Raw genomic sequence first — 23,097 nt, 5'->3', positions numbered from 1 at the left:
CCAGTGGCGAGGGGGAAAAACGCGCATGACGTATAGTTTTTCTCACCTGCCACGCGTGCCTGCACCCGACGGCCGCTAGAGGTCCAGCGCCTTGAAGATGCGGGGGATTTCTTCGACCAGATCTTCGGCGATCAGCCCCGGTCCGAACTGACGTGCTGCCTCTACATGAAGCCACGTGGCGTATTGCGCCGCCTCGAAAGGCGCGATGCCGCGGGCCAGCAGACCGGTGATCATGCCCGACAGCACATCCCCCGCGCCTGCGGTGGCAAGCCACGGGGCCGCGCGATCGCCCGTGCCGTGATGCGCCGCGACGCGACCGTCGGGATGCGCGATCAGGGTGGTCGCCCCCTTATACAGAACAACCGCCCCCGCCTTTTGTGCCGCCATCAGACAGACCTGCGCCTTATCGGCGTCACCCTCGGATATCTCCTTGAAAAGGCGCGCGAACTCTCCGCCATGCGGGGTCAGCACGCAGTGTGGGCCAAGGCGCTCCCACAGGGTGGGCTCCTGCGCGATCAGGGTCAGCGCATCGGCGTCCAGCACGCAGGGCTTACCGCGTTCAAGCACTGCCTGCACCAGCGCCACATGGGCCGGTTTCAGCCCCAAGCCTGGCCCGATGCACAGCGCCCGCACGCGTTTGTCACCGGCCAGCTCTGCCAAATCCTTGGGGCCTGTGACGCGCGACAGCATCAGGGCGGTGATCTGCATCGCCACCTCCATCTGCGCGGCGGGCGGTACGGCCAGTGTGACCAGCCCCGCCCCCATCCGCAACGCCGCACGCCCGGACAGCCGCGCAGCACCCGTGCGCCCGGCCCCACCGGTCACGACAATCGCATGCCCGTGATCGAACTTATGCCCCTGCCCCTTGGTCAATTGATCAAAGTCCAGCGTGTCTGCTGTGATGGCACTCGGTTGCATGGCAGCCCCTTTCTGGTCCGTCTTTTGCCCAAAGATAAACCACCTGCCCAAGCGATAGCCAAGCCTGCCAGCACATGGATTTTCAAACTGCACAGATTTTAATCGCAACGCACATAAAACAGCCGATGCGCACAAATTTTCGCCTCTTTCGGTGGACTCCATCGCGCGTCTGGTAGACCGTCGGCCCGCACGGTGAGATGACACCGATGTAGACCGAAAATCACCCGTCTGGCAGGGAGGCCTCAGATGAAAAAGATCGAAGCTGTAATCAAGCCGTTCAAGCTTGATGAAGTCAAGGAGGCGCTCCAAGAGGTTGGCGTTCAGGGCCTTAGCGTTATCGAAGTCAAAGGCTTCGGGCGTCAAAAGGGCCATACAGAATTGTACCGTGGCGCTGAATATGTCGTGGATTTTCTGCCCAAGGTAAAAATCGAAATCGTGTTGGACGACGATCAGGTAGACGCCGCCATCGAGGCGATCGTATCGGCGGCGAAGACCGAAAAGATCGGCGACGGCAAAATCTTCGTCAGCCCCATCGAACAAACAATCCGCATCCGTACCGGCGAGACCGGGTCAGACGCGCTTTAATCGAATTTACGAGATTCAAGAAAAGGATATCATCCAATGAGCACCAAGGACTTCCTGAAGAAGATCAAGGACGAGGACATCGAATACGTTGATGTACGTTTCACCGATACACGCGGTAAACTGCAGCACGTGACAATCGTCTCCGATCTTGTTGACGAAGATTTTGTCGAAGAAGGGTTCATGTTTGACGGCTCCTCCATCGCGGGTTGGAAAAGCATCGAAGCCTCCGACATGAAGCTGATGCTCGACACGGACACCGCTTATGTTGATCCGTTCTATGCCGAAAAAACCATCTGCGTGCACTGCTCTGTTGTAGAGCCCGACACAGGCGAAGCCTATGAGCGTGACCCCCGTGGCACCGCGCAAAAAGCCGAAGCCTATCTGAAAGCCTCCGGTATCGGTGATGTGGCCTATATGGGTCCGGAAGCCGAATTCTTCCTGTTCGATAACGTCAAATTCTCGAACTCGATCAACAAGGTATCCTACGAAGTTGATGCGTCCGACGCGTCCTGGAACACCGACACCGACTATGAAATGGGCAACATGGGCCACCGCCCGGGCCTCAAGGGCGGCTACTTCCCCGTGAACCCCACGGACGAAGCACAGGACCTGCGCGCCGAAATGCTGTCGACCATGAAACGTCTTGGCATGAAGGTCGACAAACACCACCACGAAGTGGCGTCCTGCCAGCACGAACTGGGCCTGATCTTCGGCACGCTGACCGAACAGGCGGACGAGCTGCAGAAATACAAATACGTGATCCACAACGTGGCGCACGCCTATGGTAAATCCGCAACCTTCATGCCCAAGCCGATCTATGGCGACAACGGCTCCGGCATGCACGTGAACATGTCGATCTGGAAAGACGGCAACCCCCTGTTCGCAGGCGACAAATACGCCGACCTGAGCCAGGAAGCGCTGTATTTCATCGGCGGTATCCTGTCCCACGCGAAATCGCTGAACGCCTTCACCAACCCGGCGACCAACAGCTACAAGCGTCTGATCCCCGGTTTCGAAGCCCCCGTTCTGCGCGCCTATTCCGCACGCAACCGCTCGGGCTGTGTCCGTATCCCATGGACCGAATCCCCCAAGGCAAAACGCGTAGAGGCCCGCTTCCCCGATCCGGCGGCAAACCCCTACCTGTGCTTTGCCGCGCTGCTGATGGCCGGCCTTGACGGGATCAAGAACAAGATCGATCCGGGCGAAGCCATGGATAAGAACCTGTATGATCTGCCCGCCGAAGAACTGGCCGATATCCCGACCGTTTCCGGTTCCCTGCGCGAAGCGCTGGAAGAGCTGCAGTCGGATATGGATTACCTGCTGGCCGGTGACGTATTCACCAAAGACCAGATCGAAGGCTATATCGAACTCAAGATGGAAGAAGTGCACAAATACGAGCACACCCCCCACCCTGTTGAATTCGGCATGTACTACAGCTGCTAAACGCGGTCTCCACCCGGACGGGTGGCCAGACCAACAGCAAAGGGCGTCCCTATCGGGGCGCCCTTTCGCTTGGAATGCGTCTTGCTATTTGAAGTTCGAAACAGCTGAGCTAGAGTCAGCCGAAGTTTAATAGAGTCAGAGGTTATTTCATGCGCCCCACCAAACGTCTTGCCACGGCACTTATGCTTTCTTTGGGCTTCGCCGCCCCAGTTGCAGCGGCCCAATGTGGCAACAACGCGGGAGGCTTCGACGCCTGGAAACCCGCCTTCGCGAAAGAGGCCGCCGCCGCGGGTGTCGGTCAACGGGGGCTCGATGCACTGGCCAACGCGCGCTATGCCAGCAGCACCATCGCCGCCGACCGCAACCAGAAATCCTTCAACTATTCGCTTGATAAATTCATGCAGGTGCGCGGTGCCGATACGATCGTCGCCCAAGGCCGCAAGCGCAAAGCCCGCAATGCAAGCTTCTACCAGTCACTCGAAGCGCGCTACGGCGTGCCAGCGGGGGTGATCATCGCGATCCACGGGATGGAAACTGCCTTTGGTGGCTTCATGGGCGATACCTCGGTGGTCTCTGCGATCACAACGCTGACCTATGACTGCCGCCGCTCCGATTTCTTTGCCCCCCACGCCATCGGCGCGCTGAAACTGGTTGATACCGGCGCGATCAACGGCGGCACCAAAGGCGCAAAACATGGCGAGCTTGGCCACACCCAATTCCTGCCCGGCAATGCCCTGCGCTATGGGGTGGACGGTAACGGCGACGGCCGCGTTGATTTCTACAACCAGACCGATGCGCTGGCCTCGACCGCGAACTTCCTGCGTCAGAAAGGCTGGCAACCCGGTGCCGGCTATCAGGAGGGGCAAACCAACTTCAATGTGATCAAACAGTGGAACGCTGCCGGCGTGTACCAGAAAGCCATCGCCATCATGGCCGCCCGCATCGACGGCTAACCCCCTCGAAAGTAAAAACAACCGCCACGCGCGCGCCGGTCCTGCGGCGCGCGCGTTTTGCTTCCAAATGGCTGAAAATCCTCGCCGAAGGCATCCGCCCCGTGCCACCCGCACCGCCCCATTGCAATTGCAGCACCCAAGCGCCATATAGCGCCAATAGGGAAAGGCCCCTGCCGTCCGCATATCGGTGAAGTCCTTGACCAAGAACACACCTTCAATCTCGCGGATTGACGGGCAACGCGGACCCCCTTCGACTTTTGCGAGAGCAGGAGTGTTATGATGACAACCCAAAACCATCCCACCGCCGTACCTTCGGCTGATGTGCTGAAATCCCAAGCCAAACGGCTACGCGCGGACCTTGCAGCCCAAGGCACAGCACTGTCCCATGCGGCGACGCTGGAAATGGTGGCCCACCAATGGGGCGCGCGCGACTGGAACACGCTGAGCGCCCAGGCCGCGGCCCCTGCGCAGGGCTGGACGCCCGGGGACCGCGTGCAAGGCCGCTATCTAGGGCATCCTTTTACTGGCGTGGTCAAGGCGGCGCGGCTATCGGGCAGTGGCATGTGGTCGCTGACCCTGCGCTTTAACACGGCCATTGACGTTGTGACCTCGCCCCTGTTCAGCAATATGCGGCGGCAGATCAATGCGGTGGTCGATGCGCAGGGGGTCTCCCCGCGCAAGACCTCTGACGGGCAGCCGCATCTGGTTCTGACCTAGCGCCATCAATCCCGAAGCATCGCGCCTGTCTGGGTCCGCTCAGGCAGGCGCATCTCCGTCGCGCACCACATAGGTGTGGATCGTAAAGACCACCGCGTCGCTTTCGGGCAGACGCAGGATGCACTGCCGCTCTGACCGGATAAAGGGCATGTCGCTGCCTGTCTCGCGCCGCCGCGGCTGGTGCAGATCCGCATCCGCATAGCGCAGCTTGTTGAACCGCCACAGGGGCCGCCCTGCCCGCACGCCGTCAAACAGACGTTGCACACGCCGCGCGATATCGGCGTCATATTCCTCGACCGGGGTGTGAATGCCCGTCAGGGGTTGCTCGATCTTATCCGCCAGACGCCAGTTCGCCGGAAAGCACAGTGCCGCAGCGGTCAGCACATGTTCATCGCCACGTTTTTGCAGGATGCAGAGGTCTTCTTGCACCAGATGCGCCAACGTCCACAGCGGTTGCGACCGGTCCAGCGTGACCTTGCGCCCGTCAGGACAAACCACCGCATCAGCCCCGAGGGTGAAACCGAAACGCGGCAGAAGGGTCAGCGCCTCGGACAGCAGCTCTGCCGCGGCGGGTCTGGCGGCCTCGCTTTGGTAGAAAACAGCCTCGGGTCGTTCCGCCAGCAGCGCTTCGCGGTAGACCATCTGCGGCGCGTAGGCTTCGTCCATCAGCAGCCAGTCCTCCGCCCCGCAAGGCCCCGTGCCCGGCAATCCGGGCGTGCCGGTTTGCGCGTCCGGTAGTCTGGTTTGCAATATCACGGGCATGAGGTCTCCTATTTGGTCAGCGGATGAGGGCCAGCCGGGTGCGAAGCCGGTGCGAAACCGGCGGCGTGGCGCACAGGCCCGCTGCCGGGGCGCAGCCTGCTACGGGCCATGCCTTCGGCGAGGATTTAGGGCCATTTGGAAGCGGCTGTCAGTTCTTCAGAGCGTCTTGCAGCGCCGGCAGGAAGCGTTGTTCGTAGTCACTGCCGACCAGCGGACCAGCATAGCGGAACAAAACCGTGCCGTCGCCTGCGATGATGAACGTCTCTGGCGGGGCGGTGACGCCCCAGTTGATGGCCGTGCGCCCCTGCGGGTCAAAGGCGACGCCTTCGAAGGGGTTGCCATCATTGGTCAGGTAGCTGGTTGCGGGGCCGACCGTGTCTTTGAAGTTGACCCCGATGATCGACAGCCCCTGCGCCTGCATATCAAGCAGCTGCGGATGTTCGGCGCGGCAGGGCGGGCACCAGCTGGCCCAGAAGTTGACCAGCGTCACCTCGCCATTGGTCAACACATCCGGTGCCGCGGCGGGAAACCCTTCCAGCGGTTTTTCCGGCAGCGCGGGGGCCATCTGCCCCACCAGCGTCGAAGGCAGCCCTTCGGGATCGGGGCGGAACATGCCAAAGGCGGCAAGTGCCACGAAACCGGCGAAGACCAACGGTGGCGCGATCATGAGCGGAGAGATTTTAGCCATCTTTACGGGCCTCTATATCAGCAAGTGTGGCGCGGGCCTTGCGCCCTTTGTTCAGGCTCAGCCCCACCAGCCCCGCCAGCAGCAGCAGCGACACCCCATAGGCGGCCAGCACCTCGGCGGCGTATTTCCCAAGGTCCGGCATCATGCGCCCCTTTCGCTGCGCGCCAGCAGCGCGCGGGCGCGGCGCAGGCGGATTTCGGTCCCTGTGCGGTACAATACCAGCGCCAGAAACAGCAGGCCAAAGCCGACCATACTGATCAGCAGCGGGTAGAAAAACACATCCGACACGGTACGCCCACCGGTGGCCAGCGGGACAGAGGTGCCTTGATGCAGCCCCTGATTCCAGAACTTGACCGCATAGCGCGACAGCACCGCAAAGACCGAGCCCACCAGACACAGGACCGAGGTCAGGTCTGCAGCGGTATCGGGGTCCTCGACCGCTTCCCACAGGGCGATATAGCCGAGGTAGAACAGAAACAGGATCAGAAAGGACGTCAGCCGCGGATCCCATGCCCACCAGGTGCCCCACATCGGTTGCCCCCAGATCGCACCGGTGATCAGCGCGATCACTGTCATGGTGACGCCCACAGGGGCCGCCGCCTTGGCCGCGAGGGCGCTGACGTGATGCCGGCGGATCAGCCAGACCAGCGAGGCCACCAGCATCATGAACCATGCGTTGATCGCCATCAGCGCCGCGGGCACATGCAGGTAGATGATCTTGACCGTCGATCCCTGACGGTAATCATCCGGCGTACCGAAAAAACCCCAGCCCAGACCGACGATCAGACACAGCGCCGCCCCCCCCCAGACATAGGGTTGTACGCGGGCCGAGAGGCCTAAAAATTTCACCGGATTGGCGTATTCCCATAAAGACATGGCGGGGTTCTATCGCTCCGTTTCCTGGCACTCAATGGTCAAAAGCGCGCACTCACCTTAAGGTCATCCGCAGCACCGCGGCAGAGGCGAAGGGCATGAGCGCGATGGTGCCAAAGGTGATGCCAGCCAGCAGGGTCAGCGGGGTCGTGGCATCCAGCCCCATTGCGCCGCGGCGCGCGGCCTCTGCCCCGAAGATCAGCGTCGGCACGTACAGCGGCAGCACCAGCAGCGACATCAGCAGCCCGCCGCGTTTGATGCCCACGGTCAGCGCCGCGCCAAAGGTGCCGATCACCGACAGCGCGGGCGTGCCCAGACCCAGCGAGGCCACCAGCCACAGATACCCCGAAGGCGCGAGGTTCAGCATCACCCCCAACACAGGCGCCGCAAGCACCAGCGGCAGCCCTGTCGTCACCCAGTGGGACAGCGCCTTGACGCTCAACGCCGCCTCAAGCGGCAGCGGTGCCGTGGCCAGCAGGTCCAGCGTGCCATCCTCGTAATCCAGCGCAAGCAACCGGTCGAGCGAGAGCAGGCAGGCCAGCAGCGCCCCCAGCCAAAGCACACCGGGCGCGATGGTCCCCAACAGATCGGGGTGCGGCCCGACCGAGAAGGGCACCAGTACGGTCACAATCAAGAAGAACGCCAGTCCGAGGCCAAAGCCCCCGCCCGCCCGAAAGGCAAGCATCAGGTCACGGCGCAGCAGGGCGATCACAGGAAAGCCTCGTCACTGGCACCGCTGCGCTGTGATGGTTTGGCGCGAAACGGGGTGATGTCAAAGCTATCCGCCTTCAGGCCAAGGTCGATATGGGTCGCGATCAGCGCCGTGCCGCCGGCCCCCAGATGCGCCGTCACCGCCGCGGCGAAAAGCCCAACGGCGGCGGCGTCCAGCGACACGGTCGGCTCGTCCAGCACCCAGATGGGCCGCCCCGTGACCATCAACCGCGCCAGCCCCAAGCGTCGCTTTTGCCCCGCCGACAAGGTGCCTGCCAGCCGGTCTTGCAGCGGCTCGAGGTCATAGGCGGTCAATGCGTCAGAGATATCGCGTTGCCCGAAGACCTGTGCCCAGAATCTGAGGTTTTCGCGCACGCTCAGCATCGCTTTCAGCCCGTCGGCGTGCCCGGCGTAGGCGATGGTTTCCTCTGCCCCGTCGATCTGCCCCGACAAGGGCGGTTGCAGCCCCGCGATGCTGCGCAGCAGCGTGGTCTTGCCCGCCCCGTTCGGCCCTCGCAGGATCAAGGCAGCCCCCGGTTCGATCGCAAAGGACACCCCGTCCAGCACGGGCACACCGCCGCGCGCGACGGCAAGGTCGGTGACACGCAGGGTCATATCAGACGGGGATCATCGCCAAAGCGATGCGACGGCCTTCGCTGAGCAGGACGTTATACGTCCGCGCCGCCGCGGGGGACGACATGACATCAACCCCGATGCCCGCATCTTCCAGCGTGCTGCGCAGGTCGGCCGGGATATGCGCAATCTCGGCCCCGGTGCCGATGAACAGGATGTCGATCTTGCCCGCCAGCGCCAGCAACGGTGCGTGATCGTCGAAGCCCTGCCACGCAGAAACCCCAGAAGTGCCTGCGATCACCGGCCCTTCGAACACAGTGCCGCCAATACGGAAGAAACCGGGGCCATAGCCTTCGACGGGTTTGGCATCCGAATACACGACCTCGTTCAAACGCATGATGTTCTCCTTCTCGCGGGGGCTGCGCGATCATAGCGGATCACGCGCGGACAATACAGATCAACTGGCGGTGAAATGGGGCGGCCCTAGGGGCCAAGCGTCACGCCGGATGCGGGCGCGGAACGGTGCTGCCAGCAAGGGGTGCCCTGCTGGCAGCGAAATATATTACGCGTCGATGTTGGCGTATTGGCCGGTATTGTTGTTGTCTTTCTTGGACCAGTCGCGTTTGACGCCCAGAAACAGCACGACGTTCTTGGCCACATAGACCGAGGAATAGGTGCCCACAACAACGCCCCATGTAATCGCGAAGACAAAGCCACGGATCACATCGCCGCCCAGAACCAGCAGCGCGATGAGCGCGAGCAAGGTGGTGCCCGATGTCATCAAGGTCCGGCTCAGAGTCTCGTTAACGCTGAGGTTCATGATCTCGCGCAGGTCGCGTTTCTTGTATTTGCGCAGGTTTTCACGCAGGCGGTCAAAGATCACCACGGTGTCGTTGATCGAGTAGCCGATGATGGTCAGGATTGCCGCGATCACCGCCAGATCGAAGCGGATCTGCAACGCCGAGAAGACGCCGATGGTCAACACCACATCGTGGAACAGCGCCGCGACCGCTCCGACAGAGAACTGCCATTCGAACCTGAGCCAGATGTAGATCAGGATCGCCCCGAGGGAGGCAGCAACCGCCAGAAACGCGGTCTGGATCAGCTCGCCCGACACTTTGGGGCCAACAAATTCGACCGAGGTGAAGACGATGTTCGGGGCAACGGTTTTCAACGCTTCCTCGACATTCTGGATCATCTCGGGGGATGCGGCCTCTTCGCCCTCCTGGGCCTGGATGCGCACCATCGCGACATGTTTGGTGCTGTCGCTGGCAGGGTCAAACACCTCTGAGATGGACACATCGCCAAGCTCCAGCGGATCCAGCGCCGTGCGGTAGGCCGCCACGTCCACGGCTGCGTCACTTTGCGTGCGCAGGGTCGTGCCGCCGCGGAAGTCGATGCCGTAGTTCAGGCCCATAGTGAACCACACGGCCAAGGCCAGCAGCACCGCCACACAGGACGCCCCAAAGGTCAGTTTGGCGTGTTTGAAGAAGTCGATATTCGTATCGTCGGGGATCAGTCTCAGCCGCATGGTGCGCGTTCCTATACCGTGATTGTCTTGGGACGGCGGCGTTCAAACCAGAACACCACGATCAGACGTGTGACGAAATACGCCGTAAAGACCGACGTGACGATGCCAAGTGCCAGCGTCACCGCGAACCCGCGCACAGGGCCGGAGCCCAGCACAAAGAGGATCGTCGCAATGATGAAGGTGGTGATGTTGGCGTCCAGAATGGCGCTAAGCGCGCGTTCATAGCCAAGGCTGATGGCGCGGGCCGGTCCCTTGGCAGTCTTGAGCTCTTCGCGGATGCGTTCAAAGATCAGCACGTTGGCGTCCACCGCCATACCCACTGTCAGAACGATCCCCGCGATACCGGGCAGGGTCAGCGTGGCACCAATCAGGCTTAGCAAACCAAAGATCATGCCGACGTTGATGATCAGCGCGATATTGGCAAACAGCCCGAACAGCCCGTAGCTGGCCCACATAAAGAACAGTACCGCGCCAAAGGCGACGCTGGTTGCGATCTTGCCCGCGTCAATGCTGTCTTGGCCCAGTTCCGGCCCGATGGTGCGTTCCTCGACAAAGGTCAGCCCCGCGGGCAAGGCCCCTGCCCGCAGCAAGACGGCCAGATTGGTGGATTCCTCGACCGTGAAGTTGCCGGTGATGATGCCCGACCCGCCGGGAATCGCGCTTTGGATGGTGGGGGCGCTGATGACCTCGTCATCCAGCACAATGGCGAAAGGCGCGCCGATGTTCTCTGCCGTGTAGGTGCCGAACTTGCGCGCGCCGGTGGTGTCAAAGCGGAAGCTGACAGCGGGGCGGCCGTTCTGGTCAAAGCTGGGCTGCGCATCGACCAGCTGTTCGCCGGTCACGACGGGCGCGGTTTCGATGATGTAGAAGACACCGGGCGCTTCGGCGTCGGGCAAAAGCGAATTGCCCAGACCCGGTGCCGCGTTTTCATTGGCGCCACGGTTCACCACGGGGTTGAACGTCAGCTGCGCGGTGGTCCCGATGATCGCTTTCAGCTCTGCGGCCGACCCGATGCCGGGCACCTGAATAAGGATACGGTCCGCGCCCTGACGCTGGATCGTGGGTTCGCGTGTGCCCACCTCGTCGATGCGGCGGCGGATGATTTCCAGCGACTGCTGCATCGTGCGCTCGTCCGTGGCCTGTTTCTCGGCATCGGTCAGCGTGATGGTGATGATGTCATTGGCACCGTTCACCACGATGTCGTTTTGCCCTGTGCCCGTCAGCGACTGCACGGGGCGGGCCAAGGCACGGGTCGCCTCTAAAGCTTGTGTCATGACAGAGGCATCGTTGATGCGCACGCGCAGCTCGCCTTTGGGGGCGTCAACACGGCGGACCGGCGTGATCGAGCGCAACGCATCGCGGACCTCGGGCCAGGCGGCTTCCATCCGGTTGGCGTAAACATCTTCGACATTCACTTCGGCCAGCAAATGGGCCCCGCCGCGCAGATCGAGGCCAAGGTTGACCAGACGTTCCGGCATCCACTCGGGCCAAAGCGCCTTTTGCGCCTCAAGCTCGGGGGTGGAGCCAGCAACGCTGATCGCCTTGACCGCATCATTATGCTGTTCGACGGGACCGTAAAACGCATTGGGCAGCGCCAGCCACAGGCCAGCGGCACAGGTGAGGATGATCAACACCCGTTTCCACAGATCAATCTGAAGCATGGTACTGCCCTTTTCTCGACACGCCCGAAGGGGCGCTTACTTGGCTGGTTCGGTCTTGGAGACGACGGTGGCGATGGTCGATTGCACAACGCGCACTTTGACGTTGTCGGCCAGTTCGACTTCCAGCTCGCCGTCATCTTTGACTTTGACGACTTTGCCGATCAGACCGCCAGCGGTGACCACTTGATCACCACGACGCAGACCGTCCACCATTGCCTTATGCTCTTTCACCTTCTTTTGCTGAGGGCGGATAAGCAGAAAATACATGATCGCGAAGATCAGGATCAGGGGTACAAATTGCTGAATGGCTTCCATGGAGGTCGTCCTTTGTGTTGGGCGCATGCCGCAAACGGCCTGCCGTCTAAGTTTGGCGGAACCTATGGTCAGACGCGGGGCTTTGCAAGGTGGGTTCCGGGGGGAAATGGCGCTGCCCGGTGTCGCAGCCTGCAATAAGCTGTTTGCGCAAGCATCCAAGGGCGCGATCCCCCCGCGGCGCAACCACATCTGGCACCGCGATCCACAATCGGGCATAACGCGCGCAACGCAGATCATGCGACTCGGACGACAAAGGAACAGCCCATGCACGACATCAAAGCCATCCGTGAAAACCCCGATGCTTTCGACGCGGCCCTCGCACGGCGCGGCGACACCCCTGTGAGCGCGCAGGTACTGGCACTGGACGAGGCACGGCGGGCCAAGATTTCAGCAGCGGAAACGGCGCAGGCCGAGCAGAACAAAGCCTCCAAACTGGTGGGCGCGGCCAAGGCCAAGGGCGACGAGGCAGAATTCGAACGTCTGCGCACATTGGTCAGCGACAAGAAGGCCGAAGTCACCGCCATGCAGGCAGAGGCCAAGGATCTGGACGCGCAGTTGACTGACATGCTGGCGCGCATCCCCAACCTGCCCGCCGATGATGCCCCCGACGGCGCGGACGAGGCTGACAATGTCGAAGTGAACCGCTGGGGCGATGTACCAACGTTTGATTTCAAGGCGAAAGAGCATTTCGAGATCGCCAGCGTCGCGGCGTCAATGGATTTCGAAACCGCCGCCAAAACCTCCGGCGCGCGCTTTGTGATGCTTAAAGGGGCCGTGGCGCGGATTCACCGTGCGCTGGCGCAGTTCATGATCGACACCCATGTCGATGAAAACGGGCTGACCGAACATATGACCCCCGTGCTGGTGCGCGACGAGGCGATGTATGGCACCGACAAGCTGCCCAAATTCGGCGACGACAGCTATCAGACCACCAACGGCTGGTGGCTGATCCCCACCTCCGAGGTGACGCTGACCTATTCGGTCGCCGGTGACGTGCTGGAAGAAGCCGCCCTGCCCCGCCGGATGACCGCCCACACCCTTTGCTTCCGCTCTGAAGCGGGCAGCGCGGGCCGCGACACCTCGGGCATGCTGCGCCAGCACCAGTTCGAGAAAGTCGAGATGGTATCGGTCACCCACCCCGATCAATCGGACGACGAACAAAAGCGTATGCTGCGCTGTGCCGAAGACATGCTGGAACGTCTGGGCGTGCCTTACCGCACCGTGATCCTGTGCACCGGTGACATGGGATTTGGCGCGCGCCGGACCTTTGACATCGAGGCCTGGCTCCCCGGTCAGAACGCCTACCGCGAGATCAGCTCTGTCTCGACCACGGGGGATTTTCAGGCGCGGCGGATGAACGCACGGTTCAAACCCGCAGATGGCGGCAAACCGCAGTTCGTGCACACGTTGAACGGGTCCGGTCTGGCCGTCGGGCGCTGCCTGATCGCGGTGCTGGAAAACGGCCAGCAGGCTGATGGGTCGGTCAAACTGCCCGAGGTGCTGGCCCCCTATCTGGGCGGCAAGACCACTTTGTCCGTCGACGGCACGCTCAGCTGATTGAACGCTGGGATCATCGGGCTATCTGAGGCGAGAACCACTTTTCGCAAGGTAGCCCGATGTCCCGTTCTCTTATTGCCCTTCTGACCTTTCTGCTGGCGATCGGCTTTGCCGTGTCGCCTTTTTTTGTCTCCGGCTTCAACGGCTTTTCGCCGGACCAGTTCCCCATTCCCCAAGACAACCCGCCAGTGCAGCCTGCGGGCTATGCGTTCTCGATCTGGGGGCTGATCTATGTCTGGCTGATCGTCGGCATGGGCTGGGGCCTGTGGAAACGCCGCGAGGATTTCCTTTGGCACGACATGCGTCTGCCGCTGGCGCTATCGCTGTTTGTGGGCTGTTTCTGGCTTGCCGTGGCCGTGGCAAGCCCGATCTGGGCGTCGGTGCTGATCTGGGTGATGCTGGTGGCCGCGCTTTACGCGTTGTTCCGCGCCCCGCGTGAGGATCGCGGCTTTGCCGCCCTGCCCGTGGGGCTTTATGCGGGCTGGCTGAGCGCTGCCTCCTGCGTGTCTTTGGGGCTGCTGGCGGCCGGCTATGGCTGGATGAGCGGGCCAACCGCGGGGCTGGTCTTTGTCGGGCTGGCGATTGTGATTGCAGCGGGGGTGCAATCGTCACTGATGCGCGCGCCGACCTATGGGATCGGGGTGATCTGGGCGCTGGTCGCTGTGGTGGTGGCGAATGTCGCGACAGCCCCGACCGTTGCGGCGCTGGCCGCGGGGGGCACCATTGCGTTGATCCTGCCCACCTACCGGTCATGGCGGCGCGGTTAAACGCAAAGAACCGGAGTTCTGAAAACTCCGGTCCCGATTTCTACAGTCCCTAGCGGTCCTTGCGGTGCCCGTCGGTATGTTTGCGCAGCTTCGACGGTTTCGCTTTTTTGCGCCCCTTATAGGGGTTGGCGTCCGACTGGCCGCGCATCCACAGGCGGATCGGCGTGCCCGGCATGTCAAAGTCCAGCCGTAACCCGTTGACAAGATAGCGGTTATAGCTTTCCGGCACCTTATCGGGGTGGCTACACATGACCACGAACCCCGGCGGGCGGGTCTTGGCTTGGGTCATATAGCGCAGCTTGATACGCTTGCCCTGCGGCGCGGGGGGCGGGTGCGCCTCCATCATGCCGGACAGCCAGCGGTTGAGCTGTGCGGTGGTGACACGGCGGTTCCAGACCTCATAGGCGCGCATGATCGCGTTGTGCAAGCGGTCCATCCCGCGCCCGGTCTTGGCCGAAACGGTCACCAAAGGCGCGCCCTTGAGCTGCGGCAGAAGCCGTTCAAAGCTTTCGCGCAGGTCTTTCAACTTGCCCTGTTTGTCGGTCTCAAGGTCCCATTTGTTCACCGCAACCACAACGGCACGGCCTTCGCGTTCGGCCAGATCGGCGATGCGCAGGTCTTGCTGTTCAAAGGGGATGTCCGCATCGAGCAGAACCACCACAACCTCGGCGAATTTCACCGCACGCAAACCGTCGCTGACGCTCAGCTTTTCGAGCTTTTCCTGCACCTTGGCGCGTTTGCGCATCCCGGCGGTGTCAAAGATCCGCATGGGCACGTCGAACCAGTCGGTTTGCAGCGAAATCGCATCACGGGTGATCCCCGCCTCTGGTCCGGTGAGCAGACGATCCTCACCCATAATCTGGTTGATCAGGGTGGATTTACCCGCGTTCGGACGCCCTACGACGGCCACCTGCAAGGGCTTGCTCTTGGTGGGGACGGGCACGGGTGCCTCTTCGTCGCCCAGTTCGGCTTCTTCCTCGGTCAGGTCCACATCTGTTTCCGGCGCATCGGTTTGCGCCCGCTCGGCGAAACCGTCGGCGATTGGCATCAGATGGGTGTAAAGATCGTTCAGCCCCTCGCCGTGTTCGGCAGACAGGCGGATCGGTTCGCCAAGGCCAAGGCTGTAGGCCTCGATCACACCGGCGTCGGCGGCTTTGCCCTCGGCCTTGTTGGCGGCCAGAATGACATGGGCGGATTTCTTGCGCAGGATATCGGCAAAGACCAGATCGGACGGCGTGACACCGACGCGGGCGTCGATCATGAACAGGCAGATGTCCGCCATATCCACGGCACGTTCTGTCAGGCGGCGCATCCGGCCCTGCAAACTGTCGTCGGTGACTTCTTCAAGTCCGGCGGTATCCACCACAGTGAATCGCAGGTCGGCAAGCCGCGCCGCGCCTTCGCGCAGATCGCGCGTCACACCGGGCTGATCATCGACCAACGCCAGCTTTTTACCGACCAGACGGTTGAACAGCGTGGATTTCCCGACGTTGGGACGGCCCACAATGGCGAGGGTGAAAGACATGGAACGGCTCCGAAGACTAGGTCAAGCCCGCCGCTTAGCCTATTTGCGGCCTAACGGAAAGCGTGCAATTGCCCTTTCGCGGATACGACGTACAGAACGCCCCCCGCCACGACCGGCGCAGTGGTCGCCCCGCCGGGGATCGTCACCTGTGCAACCAGCGCGCCATTGGTGGGGTCAAAGCTGCGCAGCGTGCCATCGCTAGAGGCCACGATCACGCGGCCACCGGCAAGGATGGGGCCGTAGTTGCCAAAGACCTCGGACTGGCGCTTGGGCTTGTCCTTGACGAAATTCGGCAGCGGTGTGCCCCAGATGCGGGTGCCGGTGCTGGCATCCAGACGCACCAGCTCGTTCAGGTCGGTCACAACAAAGACGCTGTCGCCTGCGGGCCAAACGGGGCCAATCGCGCCTTCGCGCGCGGTCCACTGGCGTTCGCCGCCGCCAAGGCTCAGCGCCGCCAGACGGCCCGACTGGTTGCCCACGTAAACGGTATCGCCAGAGATCACCGGCGCGCTTGTCACGTCAGAGATATTGGCCAGCGCGCGCCCCGGGCGTTTGCCCACGACAGACGTGTTCCAACGATCCAGCCCGCCCTGACGGAAGAGCCCTTGCACCTCGCCCGAGCCAAAGGCCAGCACGGCGATCTGCGACCCCACGGCGGGGGCCGGTGCGCCAAGCACATTGTTGATGCTGCTGGTCGATCCGGTCTGCCATTGCACGCGGCCATTGGATTTATCCAGCGCCCAACCGGTATCGTCGCCGGAGGTGAAATAGACCATATCGCCAAAGACTGTCGGGGCCCCCGATCCGGTGCCGTCGATATCCTGCGTCCAGCGCGTGCCGCCACTGTCGACATCCAGCGCCGTGACCGACCCGAAGCCGAGCGAGACATAGACTGTGTTGCCATCGACGGCCAAGCCGCCGCCCGTCGCATCGCCCTGCCCGTCGCTTTGCGGCGTCAGGTCACGGGTCCATAATGTCGCCCCCGATGTGGCAGAGGTCGCGGTGACCGTCGCGCCGGAATCGATGGTGAACACACGCCCGCCCGACACGACAGGCGTCGCGGTGATGCGCTGCTTGCGGCTGTCGCCCTTCCCGATAGAGGCGGACCACGCAAGCTGCGGTGCCGCACCAAGCGCGGGGTGGCTGACGCGGGTGCTTGGCGTGCCGGGGCTTTGCGACCAGCTCGCGTTTGTGGTCGCTGCGGGCAGTGAAATCGCGCGTGTTGTATTGGCTGGCACCGGCGCATCGGCGGGGGCCGCAAAGCCATCGCTGCCTTGCAGGACCGATCGCACATCCTCGCGCACGCCGGGCAGGATCACCTCTGGTTCGGCGCAGGCCGACAGCAGCAGCGATGCCACCACCGCCCCCATCCCAAGTGAGGCACGGCGCGTCGACGTGGGTTTCAAGGAGATGCTGTGGAGAATGGTCATGGCCCTGCTCGCTTTGCTCTTTAAGTCCGTGTCACCTGAAGGGTTCAGGCAGGATTAGTTATTGTCTGCATCCAGCGCCGGCACGGTGTCCGTTTGCGGCGCGGGGGCTGCGGTACCCATTTGCGGATCCCCCCCCAAGGCGACAATCACCTGAAGGGCGCGTTGTTGCAAGTCCGAGGTCACATCCGCGTCGTTCAGGATACCCTGATAGCGTTCGATTGCCGCCTCGGGGGCGTCTTCTTCGATGTCGATCATGGCCAGTTGTTCTTGCGCCAGCAAGCGCAGGCTGCTGCCCGGCTGCGCCAGATTTTCCAACGCCAGACGGCGTTCATTGGCGGGCATATCCGATCCTTGCAGGGTAATCGCCTTGAACTGGGCGATTTCGCGATAGATCGCGGGCACATCCGCATCCAGCCCGATGCCGTTCAAGGTGGCGACGGCGGCGTCGGTCTCGCCTGCTTGGGCTTGTTCGGCGGCGGTCAGCAGGCCCAGCATGGCACCGGCGCGGGCGTTTGTGGCCTCGATTTTTTCAAAGGCGGCAGCGCGGGCGGCTGTATCCTCGGCGGAAAGTGCCGCAAACATCGCGTCGCCAAGGGTTTCCGCCTCTGCGCGGGCCTGCGCTTTTTGGTATTCGTTCCACGCGGCCCCACCGACCAGCAGGATCACGGCCAGCACCGCAATCCAGCCATAGCGCTTGAGCATAAAGTAGAACCGGTCGCGGCGGACCTCTTCGTTTACTTCGTCGATGAAACTGTCTGTATCGCTCATGTGGTACCCGTCCCGCCTGATTTAACGCCCCTCTTAACCTGCGGCTGCGGGGCTGCCAAGGGCTTGGCTGCACAGCAAGTGACCCACGCGTTGTTCACAAGGTCGCATGTCGCAAGTTTTTTTCAATAGTGAACTATGCAGTTCAGTTTTATTCGCTTAAGCATTTGGCCCTATAGCATACGACATATTGCGGTGCCGCAACGCCCGCGTTTCACTGAACCGAGGCCCGAATGCGCATCTTCCCCCTACTGGCGGCCATCGCCGTTTCCGCCCTGATGTATATGGCAATTTTCGAACGTGACGCCCTGTTGGGGCTGGCACAGGGGGCCGCGCAACCTCCGGCGCCTGCGGTGGATGCCGACAGCGCCGATACCGCGTCCCCGTCCGATGTGGCAGAGCCCGCGCGGGTGAAGGTCGTGGTGCAGCGCAGCGCGGAGGCACCGCTCGCCTCTGCCGTGATCGTGCGCGGTCAGACCACGGCGGCGCGGCAGGTGGCGGTCAAGGCGGAAACCTCTGCCGTTGTGGTATCGGCCCCGCTGCGCAAGGGCGCGACCGTGAACGCGGGCGATGTGCTGTGCGAGCTGGACCCCGGCACTCGTGGCGCGCAACAGGCAGAGGCGCAAGCCCGCCGCAACGAAGCACAATCCCGCGTCCCGGAGGCACAGGCCCGCGTGGCCGAGGCGCAGGCCCGTCTGGATGAAACACTGATCAAATTGAACGCGGCACAAAAACTGGGCGAAGGCGGGTTTTCGTCGCAGACCACGCTGGCCACCGCCGAAGCTGCTGTCGCCGCCGCGCGCGCCGCACTCAGCTCTGCCGAGGCGGGGCTGAATGCGGCCCATTCCGGCATTGAGGGGGCGGAGGCCGCCGTCGCCAGCACCCAGGCCGAGATTGACCGGCTGACCCTCACCGCGCCGTTCGAAGGGCTGCTGGAAAGCGACACCGCAGAGCTTGGCAGCCTGCTGCAAACCGGATCGCTTTGTGCGCAGGTGATCCAGCTTGATCCGATCAAACTGGTGGGCTTTGTCCCCGAGACCGAGGTTGACCGCGTCAGCCTGGGCGCGCAGGCGCAGGCGCGGCTGGCCGCGGGCGACCGCGAGATCGCAGGCACCGTCACCTTTATCTCGCGCGCCTCCGATCCGACGACGCGCACCTTTCAGGTGGAAATCGAGGTGCCCAACCCCGATCTGAGCATCCGTGACGGCCAGACCGCCGAAATCGCCATCGCCTCGGCCGGGGTCGAGGCGCATCTGCTGCCGCAATCGGCCCTGACGCTGAATGATGACGGCACCCTTGGCGTGCGTCTGATCGACGCCGAGAATACCGTAAGTTTCGCCGCAGTCACGCTCGTGCGCGACACGCCCGAAGGCATCTGGGTCACCGGCCTGCCTGAACAGGCAGATGTCATCGTGCTGGGACAGGAATATGTCACCGCTGGCGTGACCGTGACCCCGACCTTCCGCGACGAGGCCCCGGAATGAGCGGCATGGTCGATTGGGCCGCGGGCCGTGCCCGCATGGTCATGGCGTTTATCCTGCTGAGCCTTGTGGTGGGGGGCTATGCCTATTCCACCCTGCCCAAAGAGGGCGAGCCCGACATCGAGATCCCGGCGCTTTTCGTCTCGGTCCAGTTTCCGGGCATCTCTGCCGCGGATAGCGAAACCCTGCTGGTCAAACCGATGGAGACGGAGCTTTCCGATCTGGACGGCCTGAAGACCATGACCGGCACCGCCGCCGAAAACTACGCCGGTGTCGCGCTGGAATTCGAATTCGGCTGGGACAAGTCCAAGATCATGGCCGATGTGCGCGACGCGATGAGCACGGCGGAATCCAAATTCCCCGAAGGCTACGAGAAATATTCGATCACAGAGATCAACTTTTCCGAATTTCCCATCATCATCGTCAACCTGACCGGCCCCGTGCCCGAACGCACCATGGCCCGCGTCGCGCGTGATCTGCAGGACGCGCTGGAAGGCGTGGATGCGGTGCTTGAAGCAGGGTTGGCGGGCGACCGTGACGAGATGCTTGAGGTGCTGATCGATCCCTTGCGGCTGGAAGCCTATGACGTGACCGCGGGCGAGCTGATCAATGTGGTGCAGAATAACAACCAGCTGATTGCCGCGGGCGAAGTGCAATCGGATCAGGGCAGTTTCTCGGTCAAGATCCCGTCCTCCTTTGATGAACCGCGCGATGTCTATGCGCTGCCGGTCAAAACCAACGGCGACCGCGTGGTGACATTGGGCGATCTGGCAACCATCAACCTGACCTTTGAAGACCGCGAAGGCACCGCTCGGTTCAACGGGGAAAAGACGCTGGCGCTGCAGGTGGTCAAACGCAAGGGCTATAACCTGATCGACACCTCCACCCAGGTGAAAGAGATCGTCGCCGCCCAAAGCGCCGCCTGGCCAGAAGGGCTGAAAGCCGCTGTCACGCTTGGCACCTCGAACGACCAAAGCCGCATTGTCGACAGTATGGTGCAGCAGCTTCTGGGGTCGGTCTTTACCGCTATTGCGCTGGTGATGATCGTGGTGCTTGCCGCCCTGGGGATCCGTGCGGCCCTGTTGGTGGGCTTTGCGATTCCCACGTCGTTCCTGCTGTGTTTTGCCTTTCTCGCGCTGATGGGGATCTCCATCTCGAACATCGTAATGTTCGGGCTGATCCTTGCGGTGGGGATGCTGGTGGATGGCGCGATTGTTGTGGTGGAATATGCCGACGCGCGCCAGCAACAGGGCGAAGGCCCCATGGCCGCCTATGTCGAGGCCGCCAAACGCATGTTCTGGCCCATCATCTCGTCCACCGCGACCACGCTTTGCGCGTTCCTGCCCATGTTGTTCTGGCCCGGCGTCCCGGGGGAGTTCATGGGCATGTTGCCGGTCACGCTGATCTTTGTGCTCTCCGCCTCGCTGGTGGTGGCGCTGATCTATCTGCCCGTCATGGGCGGTGTCACCGGACGGCTGGAACGCTGGATGGCGCAGAATATGACTGCCATCGCCAAACTGCGGTTCTATCTGCATCTGCTGCTGTTTCCTATTGTCGCCGCGATGATCGCCCTGCCGCTGGCGCTGATGCAGCCGCTGTTTGCCGTGATCTCGGCGCAGTTCGCGGGCATGGACGGGCTGGATATCCTTGGCTCGGTCATTCCGGTCTTTGCCGTGGTCTTTATCTGCATCGCCGTGCTCTGCGCGCTGGTGGCGGTGGCGATATCGGGCGTGCTTTTGGGGCTGACCAGCTTTTTCGCACTGTTCACCCGCATGGGCCGCGGGGGCCGCTGGGTCACATCACGGCTGTTCCGCAAAGAGCCCACCGTGATCAAGGCGGGCTACCGTCGATCAGCCTTCGGGCGGGTCATTGCCTTTATCGCGGGCAATCCGGTGATGCCGCTGGTGGTCGCGGGGGTCGTCTTTGTCTTTGTCGGCACCACGATGATCTTCTTTGGCAACAACAGCAAAGGCGTGGAATTCTTTGTTGAATCCGAACCCGAGCAGGCGATCGTCTATGTGCTGGCAAGGGGCAACCTGTCGCTGGCGGAAAAAGACGCGATCATGCAGCAGGCGGAGGCGATCGTGCTGGCGCATCCCGGTGTCTCTACCGCCTTTGCCTTTGCCGGTGAGGGCGGGCTCGACAGCAATACCGGCGGGGCGCAGGCCCCCAAGGACAGCATCGGTCAGGTGCAGCTTGAAACCATCCCGTGGGAAGACCGCGCCCTGCGCCCGGAACTGGACGGCGACATCGTGATCGCAGAGCTCACCGAAGCGCTGAGCGCGATCCCCGGCATCAAGATCGAAATCCTCGCACAGGCGCGCGGCCCTGCGTCGGGCAAGCCGGTGCATCTGCGTCTGAAATCCGACAGTTTCACGGACCTGATCGCCGCGACGGCACAGGCCCGTGACACCTTCGAGAAAACCCCCGGCCTGACCCTGATCGAAGACACCCGCCCCCTGCCCGGCATCGACTGGCAGATCGACGTGGATGTCGCCAAGGCGGGGCAATACGGGGCTGATGTGGTCACCGTCGGCGCAATGGTACAGCTGGTCACCCGCGGGCTGCTGCTGGACACGATGCGGGTCGACAGTTCGGACGAAGAGATCGAGATCAGGGTGCGCCTGCCGCAAGAAGATCGTGTGCTCAGCACGCTGGACACGCTGAAGGTGCGCACGGTGGATGGGCTGGTGCCGCTGTCGAACTTCATCACCCGGACCCCCGTGCCTAAGCTGGCAGAGATCAACCGGATCGACCAGAAACGCTATCTTGATGTGAAGGCCGATGTCTTCCCCGGGCTGGTCAAACTGGTGCGCACGGTGGATGCCTCCCAGGCCGCCGCGCAAACGGGCACGGCACAGACGGGCACGGCACAGGCGGGCGAGACGACAATCACCCTCGCTACGATGCGCCCTGCGGGGGACGCGGGCGATATCACGGGGCCCGAGGGCGCGGCCTTCAAGATCACCAACCGGACCAATGCCGCCCAAGGCGTCGATCTGCAACAAGAGCTGGACAATGGCACCCTGCGCATGATCCCGATCAATGCCAACGAACGGATTGCGGAGCTGACCAAATGGCTGGAAACCCGGCCCCTGCCCGCGGGCGTCAGCTATGAATGGACCGGCGACCAAGAGGATCAGGCCGAAAGTCAGGCGTTCTTGTCCTCGGCCTTTACCGCGGCACTGGGGTTGATGTTCATCATCCTGCTGGCGCAGTTCAACAGCATCTACAACTCGGTGCTGGTGCTGCTGGCGGTGGTGCTATCGACCACGGGCGTGTTGATTGGCATGTTGGTGATGGATCAGACGTTTTCGATCATCATGACGGGCACGGGGATCGTGGCGCTGGCGGGGATCGTGGTGAACAATAACATCATCCTGATCGATACCTATCAGGAGTTCAGCCAGTACATGCCGCGGATCGAGGCGATCATTCGCACGGCGCAGGCCCGTATCCGCCCCGTACTGCTGACCACCATCACCACGATGGCAGGGCTTGCGCCGATGATGTTCGGGCTTAGCCTCGACTTTGCCAATGGCGGCTACACCATCGACAGCCCCACAGCGCTGTGGTGGAAACAGCTGGCAACGGCGGTGGTCTTTGGTCTTGGCATTGCGACGGTGCTGACGCTGCTGGTCACCCCGTCCATGCTGGCGATCCGCGTGTGGGCCACCACCTACGCCCGCTGGATCGCGCGGCTGCTGGCCAAGATGTCGCTGGGGCGCGCCAGCAAATCCGCGCAGGACTGGGCGCTGGCGCGCGACGCACGCAGGCTGCAAACAACCGTGATCCAGTGGGAGGACACCGGACCGCCGGCCCATACCCCACCGGCGGAATGA

Annotated in this window: 22 protein-coding genes; 8 read left to right on the top strand and 14 right to left on the bottom strand. The window is 62.6% G+C overall.

Annotated features, from left to right (window positions below; translation table 11 throughout):
* Window positions 1-75: 75 nt before the first annotated feature.
* Window positions 76-918, bottom strand: coding sequence for an NAD(P)H-hydrate dehydratase (locus tag SJY36_RS06335; protein ID WP_386173707.1), 843 nt, complete (start codon window positions 916-918; stop codon window positions 76-78).
* Between the two features lie 246 nt (window positions 919-1,164).
* Here SJY36_RS06335 and SJY36_RS06330 point away from each other — a divergent pair, with 246 nt between their 5' ends.
* From SJY36_RS06330 to SJY36_RS06315, 4 genes are all read left to right on the top strand, one after another.
* On the top strand, window positions 1,165-1,503 hold the full coding sequence (locus tag SJY36_RS06330; RefSeq protein WP_005852659.1) for a P-II family nitrogen regulator: 339 nt from the start codon (window positions 1,165-1,167) through the stop codon (window positions 1,501-1,503).
* 36 nt (window positions 1,504-1,539) lie between these two features.
* Window positions 1,540-2,946, top strand: a complete 1,407-nt coding sequence (glnA, locus tag SJY36_RS06325; protein ID WP_386173705.1) for a type I glutamate--ammonia ligase — start codon at window positions 1,540-1,542, stop codon at window positions 2,944-2,946.
* Window positions 2,947-3,095: 149 nt separating this feature from the next.
* Window positions 3,096-3,899 (top strand): lytic transglycosylase domain-containing protein, encoded by an 804-nt coding sequence (locus tag SJY36_RS06320; protein WP_005852656.1) that lies wholly within the window; start codon window positions 3,096-3,098, stop codon window positions 3,897-3,899.
* A 279-nt stretch (window positions 3,900-4,178) separates the two neighbouring features.
* A complete protein-coding gene (locus SJY36_RS06315; protein ID WP_386173702.1) occupies window positions 4,179-4,616 on the top strand; it encodes a glyoxalase superfamily protein in 438 nt (145 codons plus the stop codon).
* A gap of 39 nt (window positions 4,617-4,655) precedes the next feature.
* On the opposite strand, the gene SJY36_RS06310 is transcribed toward SJY36_RS06315, so the two are convergent.
* From SJY36_RS06310 to yajC, 10 genes are all read right to left on the bottom strand, one after another.
* Window positions 4,656-5,378 (bottom strand): DUF3445 domain-containing protein, encoded by a 723-nt coding sequence (locus SJY36_RS06310; RefSeq protein ID WP_288960882.1) that lies wholly within the window; start codon window positions 5,376-5,378, stop codon window positions 4,656-4,658.
* Window positions 5,379-5,526: 148 nt separating this feature from the next.
* Window positions 5,527-6,066 carry a DsbE family thiol:disulfide interchange protein gene (locus SJY36_RS06305; protein WP_037943946.1) on the bottom strand — a complete coding sequence of 180 codons (540 nt, stop codon included), beginning with the start codon at window positions 6,064-6,066 and terminating at the stop codon, window positions 5,527-5,529.
* Window positions 6,059-6,208, bottom strand: a complete 150-nt coding sequence (ccmD, locus tag SJY36_RS06300; RefSeq protein ID WP_386173699.1) for a heme exporter protein CcmD — start codon at window positions 6,206-6,208, stop codon at window positions 6,059-6,061. Before ccmD ends, SJY36_RS06305 begins: the two co-directional genes overlap by 8 nt.
* Window positions 6,208-6,942, bottom strand: a complete 735-nt coding sequence (locus SJY36_RS06295; RefSeq protein WP_005852651.1) for a heme ABC transporter permease — start codon at window positions 6,940-6,942, stop codon at window positions 6,208-6,210. Before SJY36_RS06295 ends, ccmD begins: the two co-directional genes overlap by 1 nt.
* Before the next feature lie 52 nt (window positions 6,943-6,994).
* Window positions 6,995-7,651, bottom strand: a complete 657-nt coding sequence (ccmB, locus tag SJY36_RS06290) for a heme exporter protein CcmB (RefSeq protein ID WP_180827469.1) — start codon at window positions 7,649-7,651, stop codon at window positions 6,995-6,997.
* Window positions 7,648-8,265 carry a heme ABC exporter ATP-binding protein CcmA gene (ccmA, locus tag SJY36_RS06285; protein ID WP_386173696.1) on the bottom strand — a complete coding sequence of 206 codons (618 nt, stop codon included), beginning with the start codon at window positions 8,263-8,265 and terminating at the stop codon, window positions 7,648-7,650. Before ccmA ends, ccmB begins: the two co-directional genes overlap by 4 nt.
* 1 nt (window position 8,266) lies before the next feature.
* The gene (locus tag SJY36_RS06280) at window positions 8,267-8,620 is read right to left on the bottom strand and encodes an Mth938-like domain-containing protein (protein ID WP_005852646.1); all 354 of its coding nucleotides are present in this window, start codon (window positions 8,618-8,620) and stop codon (window positions 8,267-8,269) included.
* Window positions 8,621-8,785: 165 nt separating this feature from the next.
* Window positions 8,786-9,754 (bottom strand): protein translocase subunit SecF, encoded by a 969-nt coding sequence (secF, locus tag SJY36_RS06275; RefSeq protein ID WP_386173694.1) that lies wholly within the window; start codon window positions 9,752-9,754, stop codon window positions 8,786-8,788.
* An 11-nt stretch (window positions 9,755-9,765) separates the two neighbouring features.
* A complete protein-coding gene (secD, locus tag SJY36_RS06270; RefSeq protein ID WP_386173692.1) occupies window positions 9,766-11,415 on the bottom strand; it encodes a protein translocase subunit SecD in 1,650 nt (549 codons plus the stop codon).
* A 36-nt stretch (window positions 11,416-11,451) separates the two neighbouring features.
* Window positions 11,452-11,730 (bottom strand): preprotein translocase subunit YajC, encoded by a 279-nt coding sequence (gene yajC, locus SJY36_RS06265; protein WP_005852640.1) that lies wholly within the window; start codon window positions 11,728-11,730, stop codon window positions 11,452-11,454.
* A gap of 264 nt (window positions 11,731-11,994) precedes the next feature.
* Between yajC and serS the strand changes: the two genes are divergently transcribed.
* Both serS and SJY36_RS06255 read left to right on the top strand, forming a co-directional pair.
* Window positions 11,995-13,287, top strand: a complete 1,293-nt coding sequence (gene serS / locus SJY36_RS06260) for a serine--tRNA ligase (protein ID WP_386173689.1) — start codon at window positions 11,995-11,997, stop codon at window positions 13,285-13,287.
* Between the two features lie 59 nt (window positions 13,288-13,346).
* Window positions 13,347-14,054 (top strand): hypothetical protein, encoded by a 708-nt coding sequence (locus SJY36_RS06255; RefSeq protein WP_386173687.1) that lies wholly within the window; start codon window positions 13,347-13,349, stop codon window positions 14,052-14,054.
* A 49-nt stretch (window positions 14,055-14,103) separates the two neighbouring features.
* Here SJY36_RS06255 and der read toward each other — a convergent pair whose 3' ends face one another.
* The 3 genes from der to SJY36_RS06240 are packed head-to-tail and all read right to left on the bottom strand — an operon-like array spanning window position 14,104 to window position 17,777.
* Window positions 14,104-15,579 carry a ribosome biogenesis GTPase Der gene (gene der / locus SJY36_RS06250; RefSeq protein ID WP_386173685.1) on the bottom strand — a complete coding sequence of 492 codons (1,476 nt, stop codon included), beginning with the start codon at window positions 15,577-15,579 and terminating at the stop codon, window positions 14,104-14,106.
* A gap of 50 nt (window positions 15,580-15,629) precedes the next feature.
* A complete protein-coding gene (locus SJY36_RS06245; protein ID WP_037943936.1) occupies window positions 15,630-17,009 on the bottom strand; it encodes a PQQ-like beta-propeller repeat protein in 1,380 nt (459 codons plus the stop codon).
* A gap of 54 nt (window positions 17,010-17,063) precedes the next feature.
* The gene (locus SJY36_RS06240; protein WP_386173683.1) at window positions 17,064-17,777 is read right to left on the bottom strand and encodes a tetratricopeptide repeat protein; all 714 of its coding nucleotides are present in this window, start codon (window positions 17,775-17,777) and stop codon (window positions 17,064-17,066) included.
* Between the two features lie 230 nt (window positions 17,778-18,007).
* Between SJY36_RS06240 and SJY36_RS06235 the strand changes: the two genes are divergently transcribed.
* On the top strand, window positions 18,008-19,258 hold the full coding sequence (locus SJY36_RS06235; RefSeq protein WP_386173681.1) for an efflux RND transporter periplasmic adaptor subunit: 1,251 nt from the start codon (window positions 18,008-18,010) through the stop codon (window positions 19,256-19,258).
* Window positions 19,255-23,097: an efflux RND transporter permease subunit gene (locus tag SJY36_RS06230; protein WP_386173679.1), complete on the top strand. Its 3,843-nt coding sequence runs from the start codon at window positions 19,255-19,257 to the stop codon at window positions 23,095-23,097. Before SJY36_RS06235 ends, SJY36_RS06230 begins: the two co-directional genes overlap by 4 nt.

This window comes from Sulfitobacter sp. R86518, from assembly GCF_042466275.1.
Classification (GTDB): domain Bacteria; phylum Pseudomonadota; class Alphaproteobacteria; order Rhodobacterales; family Rhodobacteraceae; genus Sulfitobacter; species Sulfitobacter pontiacus.
This window is presented reverse-complemented; position numbering and strand designations above follow the sequence as displayed.